The sequence below is a fragment of the Streptomyces pseudovenezuelae genome (assembly GCF_029892565.1).
GTDB lineage: Bacteria > Actinomycetota > Actinomycetes > Streptomycetales > Streptomycetaceae > Streptomyces > Streptomyces pseudovenezuelae_A.
In genome coordinates this window covers 46,606-69,200 of record NZ_JARXVH010000003.1, presented here as the reverse complement: position 1 = coordinate 69,200, position 22,595 = coordinate 46,606, and the positions used below count along the sequence as shown (strand labels likewise).

At 72.4% G+C, this 22,595-nt stretch carries 21 protein-coding genes; 11 read left to right on the top strand and 10 right to left on the bottom strand.

Annotated features, from left to right (window positions below):
* Positions 1–50: 50 nt before the first annotated feature.
* The 5 genes from folK to M2283_RS09210 all read right to left on the bottom strand — a co-directional run bounded on the left by folK (position 51) and on the right by M2283_RS09210 (position 4,580).
* Positions 51–659: a 2-amino-4-hydroxy-6-hydroxymethyldihydropteridine diphosphokinase gene (gene folK, locus M2283_RS09230; protein ID WP_280875641.1), complete on the bottom strand. Its 609-nt coding sequence runs from the start codon at positions 657–659 to the stop codon at positions 51–53.
* Positions 656–1,015 (bottom strand): dihydroneopterin aldolase, encoded by a 360-nt coding sequence (folB, locus tag M2283_RS09225; RefSeq protein WP_280875640.1) that lies wholly within the window; start codon positions 1,013–1,015, stop codon positions 656–658. The genes folK and folB overlap by 4 nt, the downstream gene beginning before the upstream one ends.
* A 248-nt stretch (positions 1,016–1,263) precedes the next feature.
* Positions 1,264–1,767 carry a nuclear transport factor 2 family protein gene (locus tag M2283_RS09220; protein WP_280875639.1) on the bottom strand — a complete coding sequence of 168 codons (504 nt, stop codon included), beginning with the start codon at positions 1,765–1,767 and terminating at the stop codon, positions 1,264–1,266.
* Complete coding sequence (folP, locus tag M2283_RS09215; RefSeq protein WP_280875638.1) at positions 1,764–2,654, bottom strand: dihydropteroate synthase; 891 nt, start codon at positions 2,652–2,654, stop codon at positions 1,764–1,766. Before folP ends, M2283_RS09220 begins: the two co-directional genes overlap by 4 nt.
* A gap of 114 nt (positions 2,655–2,768) precedes the next feature.
* Complete coding sequence (locus M2283_RS09210; RefSeq protein ID WP_280875637.1) at positions 2,769–4,580, bottom strand: phosphatidylglycerol lysyltransferase domain-containing protein; 1,812 nt, start codon at positions 4,578–4,580, stop codon at positions 2,769–2,771.
* A 221-nt stretch (positions 4,581–4,801) separates the two neighbouring features.
* Between M2283_RS09210 and M2283_RS09205 the strand changes: the two genes are divergently transcribed.
* Both M2283_RS09205 and M2283_RS09200 read left to right on the top strand, forming a co-directional pair.
* Complete coding sequence (locus M2283_RS09205) at positions 4,802–5,929, top strand: alpha/beta hydrolase (protein WP_280875636.1); 1,128 nt, start codon at positions 4,802–4,804, stop codon at positions 5,927–5,929.
* A gap of 181 nt (positions 5,930–6,110) precedes the next feature.
* The gene (locus M2283_RS09200; protein ID WP_280875635.1) at positions 6,111–7,622 is read left to right on the top strand and encodes a hypothetical protein; all 1,512 of its coding nucleotides are present in this window, start codon (positions 6,111–6,113) and stop codon (positions 7,620–7,622) included.
* Between the two features lie 50 nt (positions 7,623–7,672).
* On the opposite strand, the gene M2283_RS09195 is transcribed toward M2283_RS09200, so the two are convergent.
* Together M2283_RS09195 and M2283_RS09190 are read right to left on the bottom strand one after the other, a co-directional pair.
* Positions 7,673–9,010, bottom strand: coding sequence for a PH domain-containing protein (locus M2283_RS09195; RefSeq protein WP_280875634.1), 1,338 nt, complete (start codon positions 9,008–9,010; stop codon positions 7,673–7,675).
* Positions 9,007–9,519 (bottom strand): PH domain-containing protein, encoded by a 513-nt coding sequence (locus M2283_RS09190; protein ID WP_280875633.1) that lies wholly within the window; start codon positions 9,517–9,519, stop codon positions 9,007–9,009. The genes M2283_RS09195 and M2283_RS09190 overlap by 4 nt, the downstream gene beginning before the upstream one ends.
* 31 nt (positions 9,520–9,550) lie before the next feature.
* Here M2283_RS09190 and M2283_RS09185 point away from each other — a divergent pair, with 31 nt between their 5' ends.
* The gene (locus M2283_RS09185; RefSeq protein ID WP_280875632.1) at positions 9,551–10,711 is read left to right on the top strand and encodes an NADH-quinone oxidoreductase subunit D; all 1,161 of its coding nucleotides are present in this window, start codon (positions 9,551–9,553) and stop codon (positions 10,709–10,711) included.
* A gap of 27 nt (positions 10,712–10,738) precedes the next feature.
* On the opposite strand, the gene M2283_RS09180 is transcribed toward M2283_RS09185, so the two are convergent.
* Complete coding sequence (locus M2283_RS09180) at positions 10,739–11,791, bottom strand: SAM-dependent methyltransferase (RefSeq protein WP_280875631.1); 1,053 nt, start codon at positions 11,789–11,791, stop codon at positions 10,739–10,741.
* A gap of 200 nt (positions 11,792–11,991) precedes the next feature.
* On the opposite strand from M2283_RS09180, the gene M2283_RS09175 reads away from it, so the two are divergent.
* Positions 11,992–13,194: a sensor histidine kinase gene (locus tag M2283_RS09175; protein WP_280875630.1), complete on the top strand. Its 1,203-nt coding sequence runs from the start codon at positions 11,992–11,994 to the stop codon at positions 13,192–13,194.
* Between the two features lie 91 nt (positions 13,195–13,285).
* Entirely contained in the window at positions 13,286–13,957 is a 672-nt protein-coding gene (locus tag M2283_RS09170) for a response regulator transcription factor (RefSeq protein ID WP_280875629.1), read from the top strand.
* Between the two features lie 219 nt (positions 13,958–14,176).
* Here M2283_RS09170 and M2283_RS09165 read toward each other — a convergent pair whose 3' ends face one another.
* On the bottom strand, positions 14,177–15,280 hold the full coding sequence (locus tag M2283_RS09165) for a DUF5937 family protein (protein WP_280875628.1): 1,104 nt from the start codon (positions 15,278–15,280) through the stop codon (positions 14,177–14,179).
* A gap of 176 nt (positions 15,281–15,456) precedes the next feature.
* Between M2283_RS09165 and M2283_RS09160 the strand changes: the two genes are divergently transcribed.
* On the top strand, positions 15,457–15,666 hold the full coding sequence (locus M2283_RS09160) for a hypothetical protein (RefSeq protein WP_280875627.1): 210 nt from the start codon (positions 15,457–15,459) through the stop codon (positions 15,664–15,666).
* On the opposite strand, the gene M2283_RS09155 is transcribed toward M2283_RS09160, so the two are convergent.
* Entirely contained in the window at positions 15,656–16,879 is a 1,224-nt protein-coding gene (locus M2283_RS09155) for a threonine aldolase family protein (protein ID WP_280875626.1), read from the bottom strand. The two genes, M2283_RS09160 and M2283_RS09155, sit on opposite strands and share 11 nt — an antisense overlap.
* Positions 16,880–17,064: 185 nt before the next feature.
* Here M2283_RS09155 and M2283_RS09150 point away from each other — a divergent pair, with 185 nt between their 5' ends.
* Genes M2283_RS09150 through M2283_RS09130 form a run of 5 tightly spaced genes read left to right on the top strand, consistent with a single transcriptional unit; the run spans position 17,065 to position 22,524 of the window.
* The gene (locus M2283_RS09150) at positions 17,065–18,021 is read left to right on the top strand and encodes a Rossmann-like and DUF2520 domain-containing protein (protein ID WP_280875625.1); all 957 of its coding nucleotides are present in this window, start codon (positions 17,065–17,067) and stop codon (positions 18,019–18,021) included.
* Positions 18,018–19,010: a pantoate--beta-alanine ligase gene (gene panC, locus M2283_RS09145; protein ID WP_280875624.1), complete on the top strand. Its 993-nt coding sequence runs from the start codon at positions 18,018–18,020 to the stop codon at positions 19,008–19,010. The genes M2283_RS09150 and panC overlap by 4 nt, the downstream gene beginning before the upstream one ends.
* Positions 19,007–20,722 (top strand): L-aspartate oxidase, encoded by a 1,716-nt coding sequence (locus tag M2283_RS09140; RefSeq protein WP_280875623.1) that lies wholly within the window; start codon positions 19,007–19,009, stop codon positions 20,720–20,722. The genes panC and M2283_RS09140 overlap by 4 nt, the downstream gene beginning before the upstream one ends.
* Positions 20,723–20,727: 5 nt before the next feature.
* A complete protein-coding gene (nadC, locus tag M2283_RS09135) occupies positions 20,728–21,717 on the top strand; it encodes a carboxylating nicotinate-nucleotide diphosphorylase (protein WP_280875622.1) in 990 nt (329 codons plus the stop codon).
* 9 nt (positions 21,718–21,726) lie between these two features.
* On the top strand, positions 21,727–22,524 hold the full coding sequence (locus tag M2283_RS09130; RefSeq protein WP_280875621.1) for a type III pantothenate kinase: 798 nt from the start codon (positions 21,727–21,729) through the stop codon (positions 22,522–22,524).
* Positions 22,525–22,595: the final 71 nt, after the last annotated feature.

The following is a 22,595-nucleotide window of genomic DNA, read 5'->3' as shown; positions in this document are numbered from 1 at the left end:
TTCAGCTCCCCCGGACCGATCCCGGACTGTGGTCGTCTTGACCTTAACGACTACTCGGGCAGGTGAAGTTCCAGGTCCTTGCGGGCAGCTACGCCGTCGAGGGTGACGGCGTCGAGCAGGCCGGCGACCGTGCCGCGGCCGGGCAGCCGGGCGTCGGGGTCGACGTCGTGCCAGGGGGCCAGGACGAAGGCCCGCTCGTGGGCGCGCGGGTGAGGGAGCGTGAGCTGCGGGTCGTCGTCCACGACATCGGCGTAGGCGACGATGTCGACGTCGAGGGTGCGGGCGCCCCAGTGCTCGTCCCGGACGCGGTGGAAGGCCTCCTCGACGGCGTGGGCGCGCTCCAGGAGCGAGGACGGCGGCAGGGTCGTCTTCAGCAGGACGACCGCGTTGAAGTACGAGGGCTGGCTGCCGGGCTCGACGCCCCAGGGCTCCGTCTCGTAGACGGGGGAGACGACCTTGATGCGGACGCCAGGAGTGTCCTCCAGGGCGTCGATGGCGCCCTGGAGGGTCTCCAGGCGGTTGCCGAGGTTGGCGCCGAGGGAGATCACGGCCCGTTTGGGGTTGCTGAGGGTGATGTCGGCGGCGTCCACCTGCTGGACCACGGAGGCGGGCACCGGCTGAACGGTCGGGTCGCTGTGCCCTTGGGTGAACGCGGTCATACTCGGCTCCGGATGATGGTGACGGTCACATCGTCGAAGGGGACCGTGATCGGCGCGTCCGGCTTGTGGACGCAGACTTCGACCTCCTGGACCCCGTCGTGCTTGAGACAGGTCTGGGCGATGCGTTCGGCGAGTGTCTCGACGAGGTTGACGGGCTCGCCCCGGACGTCGGCCACGACCTCCTCCGCCACGATGCCGTAGTGCACGGTCTTCGCCAGGTCGTCGTCGGCCGCGGCCGGTCGGGTGTCCAGGCCGAGGACGAGGTCCACGATGAAGGTCTGGCCCTCCTCGCGCTCCTTGGGGAACACCCCGTGGTGCCCGCGGGCCTTGAGGCCGCGCAGCGCGACACGATCCACGCGAATCACTCCTGCAATCGTCGGTGACGGCCGGTCGGTGCCGTGTGCGGGCGGCACACCGGCCTCGAACGAATCTACCCGCGGGCACTGACAGCGCCGGTCCGCCGGGGTGCGGGCCGGTGCCGGGACCAGGAGGTTTCATCGCTCGTTTCCCCTGGGGAACCCGGCGGCTCACGGGTTGGTAGCCGCCCCTACCCATGGGTTCGTGATTCCAACCACTTGTTGGTCCCTGTGGGGCGCCTACCCACTCAGGAGGGTGTCTCCTCTTCCTCTTCCTCGTCGTTTTCGGTCAGAACCGGAGAGGCGTGGTGGGACCACATCTTCCAGCCCTCATTGGTGCGCCGGAACACGTTCGTGGCGACCACGAGCTGGCCGACGAGCGGGCCGAGTTCCTCGCTGCCCTCGGGGGCGGGGCCGCCGCTGAGGATGTTCTCGGTGCAGGTGACCAGGGCGGTGTCGCCGGTGACGGAGACGTGCACGTCGGTGAGGAAGAACTGGATGTAGTCGGTGTTCGCCATGATCAGCGCGTACGACCGCAGGACCTCGCCGCGGCCGGTGAGCACGGGCCAGCCGGGGTGCACGCAGGCGACCACGCCGACGTCGGCCGGGTCGTGGTAACTCTCGTCGACGCCCAGGTCGGACGGGGTGAGCCAGAGCGCGGACAGGGCCTCGAAGTCGCCGCGCTCCAGGGCCTCGTAGAAGGCGGTGTTGGCGGCTTCCACCTGCTCCACGTCGGTGTGGGGGGCGCTCACAGGGCTCCTTCCACGCCGTTTCGCGCGGCGCGCGCCCCTTCCACGGCGCGTGCCACCCGCACCGCGTCCGCCGTCGCGCGCACCTCGTGCACACGCACCGCCCATGCGCCGGAGTGCGCCGCGATCGCGGAGACGGCGGCCGTGGCGGCGTCGCGCTCGCGCGCGGGTGGCGGCGCTCCCTCAGGCCCGGCCAGGACGCGTCCCAGGAACCGTTTGCGGGAGGCGGCGACCAGTACGGGGTGGCCGAGACCGAGCAGGCGGTCGAGGTGGGCCAGGAGCACGAGGTCGTGTTCGGCGTCCTTGGAGAAGCCGAGACCGGGGTCGACGACGATGCGGTCGGGGGCGACACCGCCGGCCAGAACGGCCTCCACGCGTGCGTGCAGTTCGTCGACGACCTCGGTGACGACGTCGTCGTAGACGCCCTTGACGTTCTCGCCCGCCAGGAAGCCGCGCCAGTGCATGACGACGAAGGGGGCGCCGGCGGCGGCGACCACGGGGATCATCGCGGGGTCGGCGAGGCCGCCGCTGACGTCGTTGACCAGGACGGCGCCGGCGGCGAGGGCCTGCTCGGCGACGGAGGCGCGCATGGTGTCGACGGAGATGGTGACGCCCTCGGAGGCCAGGCCGTGCACGACGGGGATGATGCGCTTGAGTTCCTCGGCCTCGTCGACCCGGGCGGCGTGCGGGCGGGTGGACTCGCCGCCCACGTCGACCAGGTCGGCGCCCTCCGAGACGAGGTCGAGGCCGTGCTTGACGGCGGCCGTGGTGTCGAAGAAGCGGCCGCCGTCGGAGAAGGAGTCGGGGGTCACGTTCACGACTCCCATGACCGCGCAGCGGTCCCATTCCGGTAGGCCCGCGACGCGCCCGCGTCCGCTCTGCTTGCTCATGCGTTCAGCGTAGGCCCAGGACAGGGCACGGAAGACGCCGCGGCCCGAGCGGGAGCCCTCTGGGCCGGAGGGGGGCTTCCGCCCGGGTCTGTCCCGGGGTGTCACGTGGGGTCCTCAGGCCGCTCTGACGTCTCTTTCGGCCACCGCGTGGGCACACACGCGTGCGGGCGTCCGGCGGCGGCGCAGGAAGCGCGGCAGCGGCAGCGCGAGGTTGACGAAGCCCTCCGCCTGCATGGCGGCGAAGCCGATCCGGGGCAGGTCCGAGGAGGTGCGGTAGACGACGAAGCGCGGCTCCCAGCGGGGCCGGAACTTCGCGTTGAACTTGTACAGGGACTCGATCTGGAACCAGCGCGAGAGGAAGACCAGCAGTCCGCGCCAGGCGCGCAGCACCGGGCCGGCGCCGATCTTCTCGCCGCGTGCGAGGGCCGCGCGGAACATCGCGAAGTTGAGCGACACGCGCGTGATGCCGAGTTTCGGTGCCGCCTGCAGGGACGCGACGATGAGGAGTTCGTTCATGCCGGGGTCGGCCGTGCGGTCGCGGCGCATCAGGTCCAGGGAGGCGCCGTCGGTGCCCCAGGGGACGAAGTGCAGGATCGCCTTCAGGTCGCCGTAGGGGCCCGGCTGTTCGTCGGTCTTGTGGGCGGTGGCGATCAGGCAGTCGCCGTCGGAGGGGTCGCCGACACGGCCCAGCGCCATGGAGAAGCCGCGCTCGGTGTCGGTGCCGCGCCAGTCCTCGGCGGCCTGCCGGATCCGCTCCAGCTCGGCCTCGCCGACGTCACGGACACGTCGTACCCGGGTCTCGTAACCGGCGCGCTCGATGCGTTTGACCATCTGGCGCACGTTGCGCATCGCGCGGCCGGCCAGGGAGAAATCCGCGACGTCCACCACCGCCTCGTCGCCCAGTTCGAGGGCGTCCAGGCCGGTCTCGCGGGTCCACACCTCGCCGCCGGTCTCCGAGCAGCCCATCACGGCCGGGGTCCAGGAGTGCGCCCTGGCCTCGTCCATGAAGCGCTCGATGGCGCCGGGCCAGGCCTCGACGTCGCCGATGGGGTCGCCGCTGGCGAGCATCACGCCGGACACCACGCGGTAGGTCACCGCGGCCTTGCCGCTGGGCGAGAAGACGACGGCCTTGTCGCGGCGGAGCGCGAAGTGGCCCAGGGAGTCCCGGCAGCCGTGCTTGTCCAGCAGCGCGCGCAGGTGTGCCTCGTCCGCCTCGGTCAGCCGGGCGGCCGGGTGTTCGGGCCGGAAGGCGAGGTAGATGGTGGTCACCGCGGTGAGCAGGCCGAGCGCGCCCAGCGAGAAGGCGACGGTCCAGGTGGTGCTGCCCTCGTAGTCGACCGGGCCCTCGAAGCCGAACAGGCCGTACAGCACGTGCGTAAGGCGATCGGCCAGGCTCGGGTCGCCGACCATGCGGTTGGGGTGGACGCTGACGATGACCAGTCCGAGGACGAGGGAACCGGCGCCCATGAGGACGAAGTTGGCCAGCGCGCGCCAGCGGCTGCGCGGGTCTGGCAGGGCCGCGAACTGGTCGCGGTGGCGCAGCAGCGGCGCGAGCAGCGCGAGCGAGATGACCATGCCGATGAGGGAGTGGCGGTAGGTGAACTGTGCCACCGCGCCCGCCGGGAGCAGGGCCACCGCGGCCCGCCAGGCCCGGCGCTTGCCGCGCCTGAGGCCGTGCGCGAGCAGCAGCAACAGCACGCCGGTGCTGAGCGAGAGCGCCGCCGCGAACGGTCCGAGCGCCCCCGGCAGCACTTCGGCGAGGGTGTGCATACGGCTGTGCCTGAAGCGTGGGAAGACGCCCGCGGCGATGTCCAGAAGTCCTACGAGAGCACAGGCTCTGGCGACCAGGACGGGGACGGCCTCGGGGCGCGGACCGTTCAGTACGCGCCGCGCGCCGCGTGTTCGGGTCGGAACCCCGCCCGACATTTCCTCATCTGTCCTGACAGACATCGCATCCCGTAGTTCTGCGAGAGCTTGGATCCGGGCCCGATTCGGGCATCCGGCGACATTGCGCCCTCTAGGACGGTGTCTCGGGGAGAGAGGTTCACTCTGCTCCTCAAAGCCGGTTCAAAGGCCCGGGAAAGTCCCGGACAAGCCCTCGCGAATGAGTGGGGGACCAGGGAGAAAGCGCAGGCGGGAAGCGTCCAATGGGACTGACGAGCAATCAGGTGCTGGTATGGGCGATCCTGTTCGCCGTACTGCTGTTCGGTGGCACGGTGTGGCTGTGGCCGCGGCTGGCACGGCGGAACTGGCGGGCCGTCAGCGGGCGCGTCGGGCTGCTCCTCGCCACCCAGCTGGCCCTCTTCGTGTGCGTCGCCCTCGCCGCCAACCAGGCCTTCGGGTTCTACGCCAGCTGGGCGGACCTGATGGGCCGTGAGAAGGGCCAGGGCGTGGTCGTCGACCACACGGCGCTCGGCGGCTCGGGCGGCCCCCTCGAAGTGGTCGACACGGCACGCGTGCGTGGCGCGGGCGGTTCGCGGCCGGAGGTGGCGGGTCAGATTCAGCAGGTCGACATCGTCGGGCGTACGACACATATCGCCACTCCGGCGTACGTGTATCTCCCGCCGGAGTACTTCCAGGCCCGCTATCGCGCGCGTACTTTTCCCGCGGCCGTCGTCCTCACCGGATATCCGGGTACCGCGAAGGCGCTCGTGGACAAGCTGCACTACCCGCGCGCGGCCCAGAAACTCGCGAAGGACGGCCGTATGCAGCCGATGATCCTGGTGATGATGCGGCCGACGGTGGCACCGCCCCGGGACACCGAGTGCGTGGATGTCCCCGGCGGGCCGCAGACCGAGACGTTCTTCGCGAAAGACCTGCCCGAGGCCGTGCTCGCGCACTACCGGGTGGGCGCGAAACCGGGCTCCTGGGGAATCATCGGCGACTCCACGGGCGGCTACTGCGCACTCAAGCTCGCCATGCACCACCCCGGGTCGTACGCGGCGGGGGCGGGTCTGTCGCCGTACTACAAGGCGCCGATCGACCCCACCACGGGCGATCTCTTCCAGGGAGACAAGAGGCTGCGTGACCGCGCCGACCTGTGGTGGTTCCTCAAGCACGCGCCCGCGCCCGACACTTCACTACTTGTCACCAGCAGCCGGATCGGGGAATCCAACTACCGGGACACACTGAAGTTCATAGAGCGCGTACGGAAGACCAAGCTGACCCGGATCTCGTCGATCATCCTCGAAAGCGGCGGGCACAACTTCAACACCTGGCGACGGGAGATTCCGGCGACGCTCCAGTGGATCAGCGGGCGGCTGAGCGACCGCTGACAAGGGGCTGGAGAGGGGCTGGAGAGGGGTTCGAGAGGCGGCTCGGCAAGGGCGTCGGGCATTGTCGATCTTGCCGAATTCGGGCGACCGTAATTCCTGATGCCCTGTGAACGTTTCGGTATGGCTGTGTTTTTACGGGGCGGGGCACCAACGTTCGCCTACGCGCGGTAAGTTTCTGGCCATGCCACGTGGACGTCATCGCCATTCACCGCCCTTGCACAGGCTGCTGCCCCCGTCGGCGATAGCGGGCGTCTCGCTAGTCTGCGCCTTCGGCCCGTGGGTGTTCACACAATCGTCCGTGCTACGCGTCATAGCCGCGTTCGCCGCGGCCACGGCGGTCGTCGGCGCGGCCGTCATGCGGCGCTGGGACGCCCAGGCGGGCAAACAGGTCGCGGACCTCACGCGCGCGCGGGCGAGCGACGACTGGCGGCACGAGGAGCGGATCGCCGAGCTGGAGACCGACCTCGACGAGTCGCGCGAGCTGCGCACCAAGCTGGAGCAGCGGCTCCGGGGCAAGCGCGCGGAACTGGCGGGCCTGCGCAACGAGCACGCGGCTCTGCTGCGCCGGTACGCGACGGCCGAGACCGAGCGCGCGAGCGCCCTGGAGGGCCGCCGCCTGCTGGAGATAGAGGCCGCGGATCCGGCGCCCGAACTGGCGGACGCGGACGACGAGACCGCGGAGAACGCCGGCTCCGAGGCGGAGACCGAGGCTGTGGCTGCCTCGGTGGACGCGGACGAGCTGGAGGACGCGGAGCTCGCCGAGGGTGTCGAGAACACCGAGAACACCGAGAACACCGACGACAGCGACACCGATGACGATGACGACGAGAAGCCGGCGGCCACAGCGGTGTTCTCGCCGGAGGGCTCGCACCTGTTCCTGCGGGCGAAGGCGGCGCTGAAGAAGTTCGACGGGGACGCCGACGGTTCTCCGAAGGACGACGACGCGGCGACGGCCGAGGACGACGAGGACGAGGCCGAAGACGAGCTCGAAGAGGCTGCCGAGGCCGAGGCGGACGCAGAGGTCGTGGAGGCCGAGGACGGCTCCCAGGACGACGCCGCTCCCCAGGGCGACGCGGTGGCCGACGAGGACGACGACGAGTTCCCCGAGGACGACGACTCCCCGAAGGGCGACGGTCCCACGAAGGGGCGGCGCCCCGCGAAGCGCGAGCCGGTGAAGGCGAAGGCCGGTGCCGCCACCGCGGCGGCCGGGCCGGTCGCCGCCGCGCCCGAGGCCGCCGCCGGTTCCGGTACGGAGGCCGCTGCGCAGGAGGACGAGGCGCAGGGGAAGCCCGAGGCGGTCGACGGGCATGAGCGCGCGACCGCCGGCACTTCGGTCAGGCCCGCCCAGTCCGCGCCTGTGCAGCAGCCCTCGGGTCACTTCGTCGCACCGACCGCGGTGGCCGTGGTGCCGGCGACGCCCGTGCGGCGCCCGTCCGTCGAGGGCGGGTTCGACTTCTTCGGTACGAAGAGCGAGATCGCGCACGGCGCCCTGGACGTCGTGCAGAACGAGGACCTCGCCGACGTGGTCGGCCACGAGGCGCTCGCCCTGCACAAGGCCGAGGCGGAGGCGGAGTTCAAGCCGGCCGACGAGCAGTCGCGCGGCATCGGCCAGGTGATCGACCTGACGGCCCACGACGAGACGGAACAGATCGACCTGCAGGGCCTGCGGACCGTACGCAGCGCGGTCTCCTGACGGATTCCGGCAGAGTCTCCGGCACGCGGGCGGTGCCGGGGACGGTCGGCCTACGACACCATCCAGCGGTCCGGCAGGGCGTCGCGGCGTCCCGTGCGTGACCTCTCCGCCTGCCCCCGCAGCAGCTCCGCGGCCTCCTCGGCGTCCCGCAGACGCGCCGTGACGGTCTTGTTGGCCCCCGTGTCCACATGGACGTCGGCGAGGCCCCACAGCCGCTTCCAGGGCCCCTGAGCCAGCCGTACGCTCTGCACCTTGGCGTGCGGAACCAGCGCCAGACTGCGCCTGAGCAGGCCGTGCCGGGTGGCGAACACGGTGTCGGTGACGGCGATTCCGTATCCGCGCCACCACAGCGGCATGCAGCGCCCGGCCCGGCGCGGCGGGCGGGACAGCGACGCGGCCTCCGACACGCGCACGCCGGGCAGCACGCGCGCGATGACCGACTCGGCGATCTCGCGCGGGGCCACCGGCACGAGCACGGAGTTGGACGAGCCGGCCACGTCCAGCTCCACCCGCACCCAGCCGCGCCGCCGCCACAGCAGCGGCTCCACGATCCGCACGGTCTGCACGCGCCCGGGCGGCACGGTCTCGTGCGTACGGTCCAGGAGGCCGTGGTCGATGCGCAGCCCGTCCGGCGACTCGCCCACCGTCCAGTCGTACTCCCCGACGAAGCGCCCCACACTGCTCGCGCCCGCCGCGCCCAGCAGCGGCAGGCCGGTCGCGAGGACCGTCCACACGCTGTGGGTGGCGAACCACAGCAGGGGCGGTACGACGAGGGCGGCGGCGAGGGAGCCCCAGGTGGCGCCCGTCAGCAGGACGGAGATCGCGAGGTCGAGCGGGGGCGTGCGCATCAGCTGGCGCGCCGGCGCCTCGCCGACCTCGTGCGCGGTCTCGGGGGCGAAACCGGCGGCGCGCGCCAGCAGTTCCGCGCGCAGCGCACGCGCCTGGTCCGCTCCCAGGAAGGCCAGCTCGTCCTTCTTGTCGGTCCCTATGACGTCGAGCTTCAGCTTGGCGACGCCCGCCACGCGCGCGAGGAGCGGCTGGGTGATGTCGACGGCCTGGATGCGTTCGAGGCGGATGTGCGCGGTGCGCCGGAACAACAGGCCGGTCCGTATGCGCAGTTCGGAGTCCGTGACCGCGAAGTGCGTGAACCACCAGGTGAGGAAGCCGTACAGGGCGGCGGCCGGGACGAGCACGGCGAGCGCGATCACCAAGGTGGTGGACGTCAGCCTGGTCAACTGGCGCTGCGCCTGGTCCGGGTCGTGCACGGCCCACCCGATCAGCACGGCCACCGGCGCCCACGCCCGCCGCAGCGGCGTCACGGGGTGCAGCCTGTGCTCGGCGAGCGGCGGCTTCTCCCGTACGGCGCCGTCGACGCCCGGCGTCGTCACAGCCCCGCCGATCGGGCCTCGCCGAGCTCGGTGAGCCGGTCGCGCAGCCGTTCCGCCTCGGCCGGGTCGAGCCCCGGGATGGTCGCGTCGGTCGCCGCGGCGGCCGTGTGCAGCTGCACGCTGGCCAGCCCGAAGTGCCGCTCCACGGGCCCGGAGGTCACCTCGACCAGTTGCATCCGCCCGTACGGCACGACCGTCTCCTCGCGCCACAGCACGCCCCGGCTGAGCAGCAGGTCGTCGGCGCGCTCGGCGTACCGCCAGGAGCGCCAGTTGCGGCCAAGGAGCACCCAGCCCCAGGCCATGAGGGCCAGCGGCAGCAGCGCGAACCCGGCCCAGACGGGGCCGGCGAGCAGCCCGAGCAGCAGTCCGATGGCCACGGCGATCAGCCCCAGCCACACCACCAGCAACAGCCGTCGCATCCGCAGCAGTCCCGGCGGCAGTCCGCTCCACACGGGCCCCGCCGTCTCGTCCCCCGCCGTGCCCGCGTCGCGCGCGCTCCCCGTCTCCATACGGCCAGCGTACGTAGGACAGACTGTGTCCATGACTCCTACGACGGGGACGACGGAGACCACGGTCGGTGTCGGCGGTGCCGCGGAGAGCACGGACATGGTGCTCAACATCGGCCCTCAGCACCCGTCCACGCACGGTGTGCTCAGGCTGCGGCTGGTCCTCGACGGCGAGCGCATCATGCGCGCGGAGCCGGTGATCGGCTATATGCACCGGGGCGCCGAGAAGCTCTTCGAGGCGCGCGACTACCGCCAGATCATCATGCTCGCCAACCGGCACGACTGGCTGTCGGCCTTCTCGAACGAGCTCGGTGTGGTCCTCGCCGTGGAGCGCATGCTCGGCATGGAGGTCCCCCCACGCGCGGTGTGGACGCGCACGCTGCTCGCCGAGCTGAACCGGGTGCTCAACCACCTGATGTTCCTCGGCTCGTACCCGCTGGAGCTGGGCGGCATCACCCCGGTCTTCTACGCGTTCCGGGAGCGCGAGGTGCTCCAGAACGTCATGGAGGAGGTCTCCGGCGGGCGCATGCACTACATGTTCAACCGGGTCGGAGGGCTCAAGGAGGACCTGCCGGCGGGCTGGGCGGCACGCGCGCGTGAGGCCGTGGCCGCCGTGCGCTCCCGTATGGACCGGTTCGACGACCTGGTGCTCGGCAACGAGATCTTCCGGGGGCGCACGCGGGGCGTGGGCGTGCTGTCGCCGCGGGCCGTGCACGCGTACGGCGTGAGCGGGCCCGTCGCCCGCGCCTCGGGCGTCGACTTCGACCTGCGCCGCGACGAGCCGTACCTCGCGTACGGCGAGCTGCAGGACACCCTGAAGGTCGTCACGCGTCAGGAGGGCGACTGTCTCGCCCGCTTCGAGGTGCTCCTGGAGCAGACCCACAACGCCCTCGACCTCGCCGACGCCTGCCTCGACCGGCTCGCCGAGCTGGAGCCCGGGCCGATCAACCAGCGGCTCCCGAAGGTCCTGAAGGCGCCCGAGGGGCACACGTACGCGTGGACCGAGAACCCCCTCGGCATCAACGGCTACTACCTCGTCAGCAAGGGCGAGAAGACCCCGTACCGGCTGAAGCTGCGCTCGGCCTCGTACAACAACATCCAGGCCCTCGCGGAACTGCTGCCGGGCACGCTGGTCGCGGACATGGTGGCGATCCTGGGGTCGCTGTTCTTCGTGGTCGGGGACATCGACAAGTAGTCAGGGACGGGTTCGGGGTTTCGAACGTCAGTCGGAGCGTGCGTCCTCGAAGAGCGCGTTGTCGAGGAGGGCGTCCGGGAGGCCGACCGGTTGCAGGAGCCAGCCGAAGTCGCCCAGGCCGCCCGGTGCCGTGAGTTCCGCGGCTTCGCCGGCGCTCGCGAGGGCGCGTACGTAGGCCGCGGGGTGGGTGGACGCCATGGTGAGTGGGGGGCGTGCGCTGGCGATGCCCAGGGCGCGCAGGGCGGCGCGTTGGGTGAGGAGGCGTGCCGGGGGGAGTGCGCGCGCTGTCTCGTGCGCCGCGCAGGCGTCCAGTGCGACATGCGCCGTGATGTCGCACGAGCCGTCCGGCACGGGGGTCGTCGCGCGCCCCTCGCGGAAACCGGTGAGCGTCCCGAACGGGGGGCGCGTGTCCACGGTGTGCGCGTAGTCGACGGCGACCGCGAGACCCCGGTCGAGCGCCGCGACCGCGTCGGCCCACGCCTCGTCCCGGGGCAGGCCTATCTCGGCGCGCACACCCTCCTCGGCCGGCAGCGGCCACCATCGCGAGAGCCAGCGCGCCTCCGCGCCCCACACCGGTTCCCCGAGGCGTTCGGCGCCGTCCCGCCGTACGAGGACCCGGCGGGGGGTGCCGGCGGCGTCCACCTCGGCGACCTCCGCCGGGACGTTGTCCAGCCACTCGTTGGCGAACAGCAGGCCGGTGATCCGGCGCGGCGGCTCGGGCAGCCACTCGATCCGGGTGCCGAGGCCGGCGGGGCGGTCGGCGAGTTCGACGGCGTAGACACGCGTGCGTGCGGCGACATCGGGGGGCAGCGCGGCCAGTACGCCCACGGCCAGCTCACCGCGCCCCGCCGCCATGTCCACGAAGTCCAGCGGGTCGGGCCGCTCCAGTGCCCGGTCGACCCAGCACAGCAGCCGCGCCACGGCCTCCGCGTACAGCGGCGAGGCGTGCACCGACGTACGGAAGTGCTTTCCTGGCCCCTCGGGCCGCCGGTAGAAACCCCCCGGCCCGTAGAGGGCGTCATGCGTCGCCGTACGCCAGCCGTGCCACTCGCCGGTCTCGTCCGCAATGTCTTCCGTCACCGGGTCAGGCTATGGCCTGCCTTTCGGATCAGGTCGGCTATGCCGGAGTGCGCCTCCTGGTGGACGCCGACCCGGTCCCGAAACCCGGGTCCTGCCCGAACGGGAGAGCGGAGCCTCCACCTTGGGGAGTATGCGCGGCGGATACGGATCGGTCCTCCGGTTGACCCCTGCACGCATCGCGCATCCCTACGCTGGGTTACGTGCAGCGCCTCTATGACTTCCTCCGCAGAAACCCGACCGGGGTCGACACCTTCTGGGCCGTCTTCCTGTTCGGGATCTCTGTGGTGAGCGCGACGGCTCGTACGGAGGATTCGGGCACCGACGCGCAGCTCGCGATCGTGCCCATCGCGTTCCTGCTGAGCCTGGTGATCGCGCTGCGCCGGCGGATGCCGGAGAAGATGCTGCTGCTGACCCTGGGGCTGGGCATCGCGCAGCTGGTGCTGGACGTCGCGGTGACACCGGCCGACTTCGCGATGCTGGTGATCGTCTACACGGTGGCCGCCACGGGCGCCCGCTGGGCCTCCCGGCTGGCGCTGGTCGCCAGCCTGGGCGCGGCCACGGTGGCGCACCTGCGCTGGCCCAACGACAACACGAGCGTCCTGGGCAATCTGGCGGTCGTCGTCTTCCAGACGGTGCCGTTCGCGCTCGCCTGGGTGCTGGGCGATTCGATGCGCACGCGGCGTGCCTACTTCGAGCAGCTGGAGGAGCGCAACGCCCGCCTGGAGAAGGAGCGCGAGGCGCAGGCGAAGGTCGCGGTGGCCGCCGAGCGTGCCCGGATCGCGCGCGAGCTGCACGACGTGGTCGCGCACAACGTGTCGGTGATGGTGGTGCAGGCCGACGGCGCCGCCTACGTCCTGGACTCCGCGCCCGACCAGGCCAAGAAGGCCCTGGAGACCATCTCCTCCACCGGCCGCCAGGCCCTCGCCGAGATGCGCCGCCTGCTGGGCGTCCTGCGCACCGGCGAGCACAAGGAGGCCGGCGAGTACGTGCCGCAGCCCGACGTCGAGCAGATCGACGACCTGGTCGCGCAGTGCCGTACCTCCGGCCTGCCCGTCGACTTCAAGGTCGAGGGCACCCCGCGCCCGCTGCCCAGCGGCGTCGAGCTGACCGCGTACCGCATCGTGCAGGAGGCGCTGACCAACACCCGCAAGCACGGCGGACCCAACACGGGCGCCAGCGTGCGGCTGGTCTACTTCGACGACGGCCTGGGGCTGCTCGTCGAGGACGACGGCAAGGGCGCCCCGCACGAGCTGTACGAGGAGGGCGGCGCCGACGGCCAGGGGCATGGGCTGATCGGCATGCGCGAGCGGGTCGGCATGGTGGGCGGCACCCTGGACGCGGGCCCGCGCCCGGGCGGCGGATTCCGGATCAGTGCGCTGCTGCCGCTGAAACCCGCACACTGACGTAGACGTACGCCCCCGCTGACACCTGTAACGATCCTCCCGATGCAACGACCCTGCCGACGCAAACGTGAAGAGAACGAAAGAGGCCCCGATGACGATCCGCGTGATGCTCGTGGACGACCAGGTGCTGCTGCGCACCGGATTCCGGATGGTGCTCGCGGCGCAGCCGGACATGGAGGTCGTCGCCGAGGCGGGGGACGGGGTCGAGGCCCTTGAGGTGCTGCGCGCGACGACCGTCGACGTGGTGCTGATGGACGTCCGGATGCCCAAGCTCGACGGCGTGGAGACCACCCGCCGCATCTGCCAGGACGACAACCCGCCGAAGGTGCTGATCCTGACCACCTTCGACCTCGACGAGTACGCCTTCTCCGGGCTCAAGGCCGGCGCCTCCGGGTTCATGCTCAAGGACGTGCCGCCCGGCGAGCTCCTCGCCGCGATCCGCGCCGTGCACAGCGGCGACGCGGTGGTGGCCCCGTCGACCACCCGCCGGCTGCTCGACCGGTTCGCACCGATGCTGCCGAGCGCCGGCAAACAGCCGCAGCACAAGGAACTGGAGCGGCTCACCGACCGTGAGCGCGAGGTCATGGTGCTGGTCGCGCAGGGCCTCTCGAACGGCGAGATCGCGGCCCACCTGGTCCTCTCCGAGGCCACGGTGAAGACCCACGTCGGCCGCATACTGACCAAGCTGGGGCTCCGGGACCGGGTACAGGTAGTTGTCCTGGCGTACGAGACGGGTCTGGTGCGGGCGGGCGGGCACGGCTGACACCACCCGTGCCGGGCGGTCGGCGCGGGATGCCCTGTGCCGGGCGCTCAGTTGCCGGACGCCCTGTGCCGGATGGTCCGTGCCGGGCACTCAGCGAGGGGCTCCCTGCGCCGCACGGTCACTTCTGGACGACCCGTGCCGGACGACTCAGCGCAGGGCGGTCCGCGCAAGACACCCTTCGTCAGACGGCTCGCCGCAGGACGCCCCGTGCCGGACGGCTCAGCGCAGGACGCCCTCCAGGAAGTCGCTGCCCAGGCGGGCCACCACCGTCACGTCCAGCTGGTGCAGGACGTACCGGCCGCGGCGGCGGGTGGTGATCAGGCCCGCCTTCTTCAGGACGCTCAGGTGGCGGGATATCTCGGGGGCCGTCATGCCGTGCACCTGGGCCAGCTCGCTCGTCGTGTAGGCGCTGCGGGCCAGATGCCGGCAGATGCGCATCCGGACCGGGTGGGACAGCGCGGTCATGCGCAGGGTCAACTGCTCCACGGAGGCGGGGGAGGTCAGCTCGGGGGTGGCGACCGGGTAGTGCACGACCGGCTGCCAGCCCGGGCGGTACAGGACCGAGAGGTGGGGCCAGCCAAGGCTCGTCGGTACGAGGATGAGGCCGCCGTCCTCCGTGGCCGTGCGGCCCACGCTCAGCTTGTCGACCGTGATCTGTCCGGCGCCCTCGTCGAGCGTGACCACCGGTGAGACGGCGGTCAGCATCTCGGCCAGGCCCTTGTGGCGCAGCAGGTCCGTCTTGAGCCGGGCGTCGGCGGCGAGCTGGTGGCGCAGCCGGGCCCAGGTGTCCGCGAAGAACGCCTCGTCGCAGTCCGCCAGGAACTGCCGCAGCCACGCCCGGATCCGGGGCGGGTCGCTCAGCAGCCGCTCACTGAAGCGCACCTGCTGGGGTCCGCGCGAGGCGGCCAGCTCCAGGGCCCGGCGGCGCAGCCCGGCATCGACGAGGGGGCTGGGGCCCGTGCCGTAGGGCATCGCGCAGGTGAACTCCAGGGCCGCGTCCACGAACTGCTCGTCCGTCAGCTTGTCGAGCTGGTCCAGCTCCTCGGCGAGCGTCGCCCCGGGGAGCGTGGTCCGGCCGGGGATGCCGGCGCAGGGCATGAAGAGGTCCGAGAACGTCGTCCGCCACAGGAAGTCGGCCTCGCACATCCGGTCGGCCAGCTGCGGGTCCATCCGGGCGGTCACGCCGGTCACCCAGCCCTGCAGGCCGGGATGGTGCCCCGGCTCGGACAGCGCGTGCAGCGCCATGCCGAGCTCGGCCAGGGGCGAGGGGACGACGGCGACCCTCTCCGGCCGCAGCCCCGCGATGTCGATGCGCACGCTCATGACCTCATGGTGCACCCCGCCACTGACAACGCCCCGCCCGATTGACGGCGGCCGTCAATCGGCGCGACGCGACCGACGTACCGGCGCAATCTGGAAGCACCGGGGCAGCCGCGGAGCCCACGGACCTCTGTCCGCACGTCCTCCACCGTCTCCACGTCCCGAGAAGGCGATCCGCCATGAGCATCACGCAGCAGTACCTCCTCGACACCTACCGTGCCCGCCGGCTCGGCGAGCCGGCGCCGCCCGCGCCCGGCGCCAACGACTGGCAGGTCGTCCGGGAACTGCGCGACCACTGGCAGTTCCGCGCCGTCGTCGCCGGGCGCCCGGCCCGCGGGCGGATACGGCAGACCCTGGGCCGGTGGCTGCGGCCGCGTTCTACGGGCTGACGGCGCCCGCTGTTCCCGTGCTGCCGGTCTCCTCCGTCACGCGGGACACGAACTCCGCGGCCGCCGCCTTCACGTCCGCCGCCGTCCACTCCAGGGCGGCGGCCCGGACGTAGACCTCGGTCATGGCCAGGCCCGGGCCCTTCTCGTCCCAGTAGTTGGCGAACAGGGAGACCCCCGTCTCCTCGGCCTGCCGGACCGCGGCCTCGGAGAGCGCGTCGACGTCGTACGGCAGCCAGACCTGGAAGTCGAAGGTGTGCGGTACCTCGGGGTGGACCCGTGCCCACGGCACCCCGGCCGCCGCGAAGCCCTCGCGCAGGGCGGTGGCGACCACGCGTGCGTGGGTCACGTACTCGGGCAGCCGGGGCAGGTCCCGCTCCAGGCCCGCGAGGGCCGACAGGACGGTCGGGAACTGCTGGAAGACCGCGCCCCCGTAGCGGTGCCGCCAGGCCTTCGCTTCCTCGATCAGGGTCTTCGGGCCGGCGAGCGCGGCGCCGCCGAAGGCTTCGAAGGACTTGTAGAACGACACGTAGACGCTGTCCGCGAGGTCCGCGATCTCGTCCAGGGGGCGGCCGAAGTGGACGGTGGTCTCCCACAGGCGCGCGCCGTCGAAGTGCACCACGGCGTCGCGCTCGTGCGCGGCGTCCACGACCGCGGTCAGCTCCTCCCAGGTGGGCAGCACGAAACCGGCGTCCCTGAGGGGCAGTTCGAGCGTCAGGGCGCCGAAGGGCTCCTCGAAGTCGCGGACCTCGTCGGCGCTCGGGAGTCGCGGCTCGCTCGTCAGCCGGACCGGGCGCAATCCGCTGACCTGGCTGAACGCGTTCCGTTCGTGCACCTCGGGGTGCGCGAGGGCGTGCAGGGCGACCGTCGGGTTGCCGGTGCGGCCCGCCCAGCAGCGCAGCGCGACCTGCTGGGCCATCGTGCCCGTGGGGAAGAACGCGGCGGCCTCCTTGCCGAGCAGTCCCGCGACCTTCTTCTCCAGGGCCTCGACGATCCCGTTGCCGTAGATGTCCGCCGTCTCGTCCAGGTCGTACAGCTCGTGCGCGTCGTCCAGCAGCGCCAGGCGCTCGCGCAACGGGTTCAGGAAACCCATGCGGGCCAGTACGCGCTCCGCGTTCCGGTTCGCGTCGACGCGCCGCTGACGGCGCTGCTTGAGCCGCTCTCCCTCGGAGGCCGTCTCGTCCTTCTGCTCGTCCTGTTCCGCCGCTTCACTCATGGTCCGGATCATGCCGGGCGCCCTCCCGTGCGGGCATCCGGTTTTCCACAGGCTTTCCGGTGTGTGGACGGCGTGCCGTCGCCCACAGCCTGTGGACAACCGGACGCCCCTCGAACCAATCGCGTTAACATGACGAGAAATCGTCCGGTACCCAGAGCGGACTGGAACGGGAAGGCCTCGGTCGCGTGAGCACAGTCCAACAGCCAGACCCCAGGGACCGCCCCGCGCGGCTCACCGTAGGCGTCGTCGGCGCCGGTCGGGTGGGCCCCGCGCTGGCCGCGTCGCTCCAGCTCGCCGGGCACCGCCCGGTGGCCGTCTCGGGAGTCTCCGACGCCTCCAGGCGGCGCGCCGCGCTGCTGCTGCCGGACGTGCCCGTCGTGCCGCCCGCGGAGGTGCTGGCGCGCGCCGAGCTGGTGCTGCTGACCGTCCCGGACGACACCCTGCCCGGGCTGGTCGAGGGCCTCGCGGAGACCGGGGCCGTGCGGCCGGGACAGCTGCTCGTGCACACCTCCGGGCGGTACGGCTCCAAGGTCCTGGACCCGGCTCTGCGGGTGGGCGGGCTGCCGCTGGCCCTGCACCCGGCGATGACCTTCACCGGCACCCCCGTGGACGTCCAGCGCCTGGCCGGCTGCTCGTTCGGCGTCACCGCGCCGCACGAACTGCGGCTGGCCGCCGAGGCCCTGGTGATCGAGATGGGCGGCGAGCCCGAGTGGATCGCCGAGGAGCGCCGCCCGCTCTACCACGCGGCCCTCGCGCTGGGCGCCAACCACCTGGTCACCCTGGTCGCCCAGTCCATGGAGCTGCTGCGCGAGGCCGGCGTCGAGGCCCCCGACCGGATGCTCGGCCCGCTGCTTGGCGCCGCGCTCGACAACGCGCTGCGCTCCGGCGACGCGGCCCTGACCGGCCCGGTCGCGCGCGGAGACGCGGGCACCGTCGCCGCGCACGTCGCGGAGCTGCGCAAACACGCCCCGCAGACCGTCGCCGGCTATCTGGCGATGGCCCGCGCGACCGCCGACCGCGCGCTCGCCCACGGCCTGCTGAAGCCGGAGCTCGCCGAGGATCTGCTCGGAGTGCTCGCGAACGGGACGACCGGGACGACGGGCACCGACGGGACCGACGGCGCCGAGGGAGATGCCCGATGACCACCACCCTGCTGCGCACCGCCCAGGAACTGCACGCACGCACGCGTACCGGCCGCCGCGCCGTCGTGATGACCATGGGCGCCCTGCACGAGGGCCACGCCACCCTGATCCGCACCGCGCGCGAGGTCGCCGGACCGGACGGCGAGGTCGTCGTCACCGTCTTCGTGAACCCCTTGCAGTTCGGCCAGGGCGAGGACCTCGACCGCTACCCGCGCACCCTCGACGCCGACCTCAAGCTCGCGGAACTGTCAGGCGCCGACGCCGTCTTCGCGCCCTCCGTGGACGAGGTCTACCCGGGCGGCCGGCCCCAGGTCCGCATCACCGCGGGCCCGATGGGGGAGCGCCTGGAGGGTGCCTCGCGCCCCGGGCACTTCGACGGCGTGCTCACCGTCGTCGCCAAGCTGCTCCACCTCACGCGCCCCGACGCGGCCCTGTTCGGCCAGAAGGACGCCCAGCAGCTCGCCGTCATCCGCCGCATGGTGCGGGACCTGAACTTCGGCATCGAGATCGTCGGCGTACCCACCGTCCGCGAGGACGACGGCCTCGCCCTCTCCAGCCGTAACCGCTTCCTCTCGCCCGAGGAGCGGCGCACGGCCCTCGCGCTCTCGCGCGCGCTGTTCGCCGGCCGCGACCGGCACGCGGCGCAGGAGGCGCTGCGGGCCCGGGCGCGTGAGGTGCCCGCCACGCACGCGCGTGCCGAGGCGCTCAGCGCCATCGGGGAGTCCCGCGCCGCCGCCGACACGCACGCCGTCGCCAAGGCGCTCCCGGGCGCCCCCTCCGCCGTCCGCGCCGCCGCCCGCCTGGCCCTCGACGAGGGCGCGCGCCTGTCGCCGCCGCTCGAACTGGACTACCTGGCCCTCGTCGACCCGTCCGACTTCACCGAGATCGAGGACGGATTCACCGGCGAGGCCGTCCTCGCCGTCGCCGCCCGGGTCGGGACGACCCGGCTGATCGACAACCTCCCCCTGACCTTCGGAGCCGCCTCGTGACCAGCACAGGCATACGACTGCACGCGCCCACCCCCGGGTGGTCCATCGCCGCGGACGTGGTGGTCGTCGGCTCCGGAGTGGCCGGACTGACCACGGCCCTGCGCTGCGAGGCCGCGGGCCTGCGCACGGTCGTCGTCACCAAGGCCCACCTCGACGACGGCTCCACGCGCTGGGCGCAGGGCGGCATCGCCGCGGCCCTCGGCGAGGGCGACACCCCCGAACAGCACCTCGACGACACGCTCGTCGCGGGCGCGGGCCTGTGCGACGAGGAGGCCGTACGGATCCTGGTCACCGAAGGACCCGACGCCGTACGCCGGCTCATCGACACCGGCGCACACTTCGACGAGTCCTCCGAGGGGCTCCTCGAACTCGCCAGGGAGGGCGGCCACCACCGCCGCCGTATCGCGCACGCGGGCGGCGACGCGACCGGTGCGGAGATCTCCCGGGCGCTCGTCGAGGCGGTACGCGCGCGTGGGCTGCGCACGATCGAGAACGCGCTCGTGCTCGACCTGCTGACCGACGCCGACGGGCGCACCGCCGGCGTCTCCCTGCACGTCATGGGCGAGGGCCAGCACGACGGCGTGGGCGCCGTGCACGCGCCCGCGGTCGTCCTCGCGACCGGCGGCATGGGCCAGGTCTTCTCGGCGACCACCAACCCGTCGGTGTCGACGGGCGACGGCGTGGCGCTCGCGCTGCGCGCCGGGGCCGAGGTGAGCGACCTGGAGTTCGTGCAGTTCCACCCCACCGTGCTCTTCCTGGGCGCCGACGCGGAGGGCCAGCAGCCGCTGGTCTCCGAGGCCGTGCGCGGCGAGGGCGCCCACCTGGTCGACGCCGACGGCGTGCGCTTCATGGTGGGACAGCACGAACTGGCCGAACTCGCGCCCCGGGACATCGTCGCCAAGGGCATCATGCGGCGCATGCAGGAGCAGGACGCCGAGCACATGTTCCTGGACGCCCGGCACTTCGGCGCCGACATGTGGGAGCACCGTTTCCCGACGATCCTCGCCGCCTGCCGTGCGCACGGCATCGACCCGGTCACCGACCCCATCCCGATCGCGCCGGCCGCCCACTACGCCTCCGGCGGCGTGCGCACCGACTCCCGGGGCCGCACGACCGTCCCGGGCCTGTACGCGTGCGGGGAGGTCGCCTGCACCGGTGTGCACGGCGCCAACCGGCTCGCCTCCAACTCCCTCCTGGAGGGTCTCGTCTACGCCGAGCGCATCGCCGCCGACATCGGGGCGACGGGCGCGCAGGACGGCCTCCACGCGCGCGTGCCCGAGCCCGTCGAGCACCCGCGGACGCCCGCGCACCCGCTGCTCGCCCCCGAGGCCCGGTTCGCGATCCAGCGGATCATGACCGACGGCGCGGGCGTCCTGCGCTCCGCCGACTCCCTCGCCCAGGCCGCCGACCAGCTCCAGCGACTGCACACCGAGGCCCGCGACGCCCTCGCCGAGAACGGCAAGACGTCCGAGCCCGGCGTCGACACCTGGGAGGCCACCAACCTCCTGTACGTGGCCCGCGTCCTGGTCGCCGCCGCCCTGCTGCGCGAGGAGACCCGGGGCTGCCACTGGCGCGAGGACCACGCCGAGCGCGACGAGACGACGTGGCGGCGCCACATCGTCGTACGGCTGAATCCGGACCGCACACTCGCCGTACACACCACCGATACCGCAGACTTCCCCCCGACCCGGCAGCCCCATCAGGAGCAGTGACAGACGTGAGCACCCCCGACCTCCCCCTCGCCCCGTCCGGAGGCTGCGGCGACGGCTGCGCCTGCGGTGCCGAGGGCGATCCCCATGATGTGGCGGAGTACCTGGAGTGCGGGCTCGATCCCGCGCTCGCGCAGCTCCTGACCGACGCCGGGCTCGACCCCCTGGAGGTCGAGGACATCGCCAACGTGGCCATCCAGGAGGACCTCGACCACGGCGTGGACGTGACCACGGTCGCGACCATTCCCGAGGACGCGGTCGCCACCGCCGACTTCACCGCGCGCGAGGCGGGCGTCGTGGCGGGCCTCAGGGTCGCCGAGGCGGTGATCTCCGTGGTGTGCACGGACGAGTTCGAGGTCGAGCGGCACGTCGAGGACGGCGACCGGGTGGAGGCCGGGCAGCGGCTGCTCTCGGTCACCACGCGCACGCGTGACCTGCTCACCGCCGAGCGCAGCGCGCTGAACCTGCTGTGCCGCATGTCGGGCGTCGCGACCCACACGCGCGCGTGGGCGGACGCGCTGGAGGGCACGAAGGCGCGGGTGCGCGACACCCGCAAGACGACGCCGGGGCTGCGGGCCCTGGAGAAGTACGCGGTCCGCTGCGGCGGAGGCGTCAACCACCGGATGTCGCTGTCCGACGCGGCGCTCGTCAAGGACAACCACGTGGTCGCCGCGGGCGGGGTCGCGCAGGCCTTCGAGGCGGTGCGCGAGGCGTTCCCCGAGGTGCCGATCGAGGTCGAGGTCGACACGCTGCACCAGTTGCGCGAGGTCGTCGACGCGGGCGCGGACCTGATCCTGCTGGACAACTTCACGCCCGGCGAGTGCGAGGAAGCGGTGGGCATCGTGGCCGGCCGCGCCGCCCTGGAGGCCTCGGGCCGGCTCACCCTGGAGAACGCGAAGGCGTACGCGGACACCGGCGTGGACTACCTCGCCGTGGGGGCCCTGACCCACTCCTCGCCGATCCTGGACATCGGCCTGGACCTGCGAGCGGCGGAGTAGGAACCGGCCATGCTGCTGACCATCGACGTAGGGAACACGCACACGGTCCTCGGCCTGTTCGACGGTGACGACATCGTCGAGCACTGGCGGATCTCCACGGACGCACGCCGCACGGCCGACGAACTGGCGGTCCTCCTCCAGGGCCTGATGGGCATGCACCCGCTGCTCGGCGACGAGCTCGGCGACGGTATCGACGGCATCGCCATCTGCGCGACCGTCCCCTCCGTCCTGCACGAGCTGCGCGAGGTGACCCGGCGCTACTACGGCGACGTGCCCGCGGTGCTCGTCGAGCCGGGCGTGAAGACGGGCGTCCCGATCCTCACCGACAACCCCAAGGAGGTCGGCGCGGACCGGATCATCAACTCGGTCGCCGCGGTCGAGCTCTACGGCGGCCCGGCGATCGTCGTCGACTTCGGCACGGCGACGACGTTCGACGCGGTCAGCGCGCGCGGGGAGTACGTCGGCGGCGTCATCGCCCCCGGCATCGAGATCTCCGTGGAGGCGCTGGGCGTGCGCGGCGCCCAACTCCGCAAGATCGAGGTGGCCCGCCCGCGCAGCGTGATCGGCAAGAACACCGTCGAGGCGATGCAGTCCGGCATCATCTACGGCTTCGCCGGCCAGGTCGACGGCGTCGTCACCCGCATGGCCCGCGAACTCGCCGAGGACCCCGACGACGTCACAGTGATCGCCACCGGCGGCCTGGCCCCGATGGTCCTGGGCGAGGCCTCGGTGATCGACGAACACGAGCCGTGGCTGACGCTGGTGGGACTGCGGTTGGTCTACGAGCGGAACGTCTCCCGGATGTGACGCCGACGGCGGCGCCTCACGCGCGCGGGGCGTCTCGTGCACGCGGTTCCGAGCAGGCGGATCAACCGGGT

Bases quoted from the DNA above. Each gene is read 5' to 3' on its own strand.
- folK (WP_280875641.1), bottom strand. From the start codon at position 659: ATGACCGCGTTCACCCAAGGGCACAGCGACCCGACCGTTCAGCCGGTG.
- folP (WP_280875638.1), bottom strand. From the start codon at position 2,654: ATGAGCAAGCAGAGCGGACGCGGGCGCGTCGCGGGCCTACCGGAATGG.
- M2283_RS09210 (WP_280875637.1), bottom strand. From the start codon at position 4,580: ATGTCGGGCGGGGTTCCGACCCGAACACGCGGCGCGCGGCGCGTACTG.
- M2283_RS09205 (WP_280875636.1), top strand. From the start codon at position 4,802: ATGGGACTGACGAGCAATCAGGTGCTGGTATGGGCGATCCTGTTCGCC.
- M2283_RS09200 (WP_280875635.1), top strand. From the start codon at position 6,111: ATGCCACGTGGACGTCATCGCCATTCACCGCCCTTGCACAGGCTGCTG.
- M2283_RS09190 (WP_280875633.1), bottom strand. From the start codon at position 9,519: ATGGAGACGGGGAGCGCGCGCGACGCGGGCACGGCGGGGGACGAGACG.
- M2283_RS09185 (WP_280875632.1), top strand. From the start codon at position 9,551: ATGACTCCTACGACGGGGACGACGGAGACCACGGTCGGTGTCGGCGGT.
- M2283_RS09170 (WP_280875629.1), top strand. From the start codon at position 13,286: ATGACGATCCGCGTGATGCTCGTGGACGACCAGGTGCTGCTGCGCACC.
- M2283_RS09165 (WP_280875628.1), bottom strand. From the start codon at position 15,280: ATGAGCGTGCGCATCGACATCGCGGGGCTGCGGCCGGAGAGGGTCGCC.
- M2283_RS09160 (WP_280875627.1), top strand. From the start codon at position 15,457: ATGAGCATCACGCAGCAGTACCTCCTCGACACCTACCGTGCCCGCCGG.
- M2283_RS09155 (WP_280875626.1), bottom strand. From the start codon at position 16,879: ATGAGTGAAGCGGCGGAACAGGACGAGCAGAAGGACGAGACGGCCTCC.
- panC (WP_280875624.1), top strand. From the start codon at position 18,018: ATGACCACCACCCTGCTGCGCACCGCCCAGGAACTGCACGCACGCACG.
- M2283_RS09130 (WP_280875621.1), top strand. From the start codon at position 21,727: ATGCTGCTGACCATCGACGTAGGGAACACGCACACGGTCCTCGGCCTG.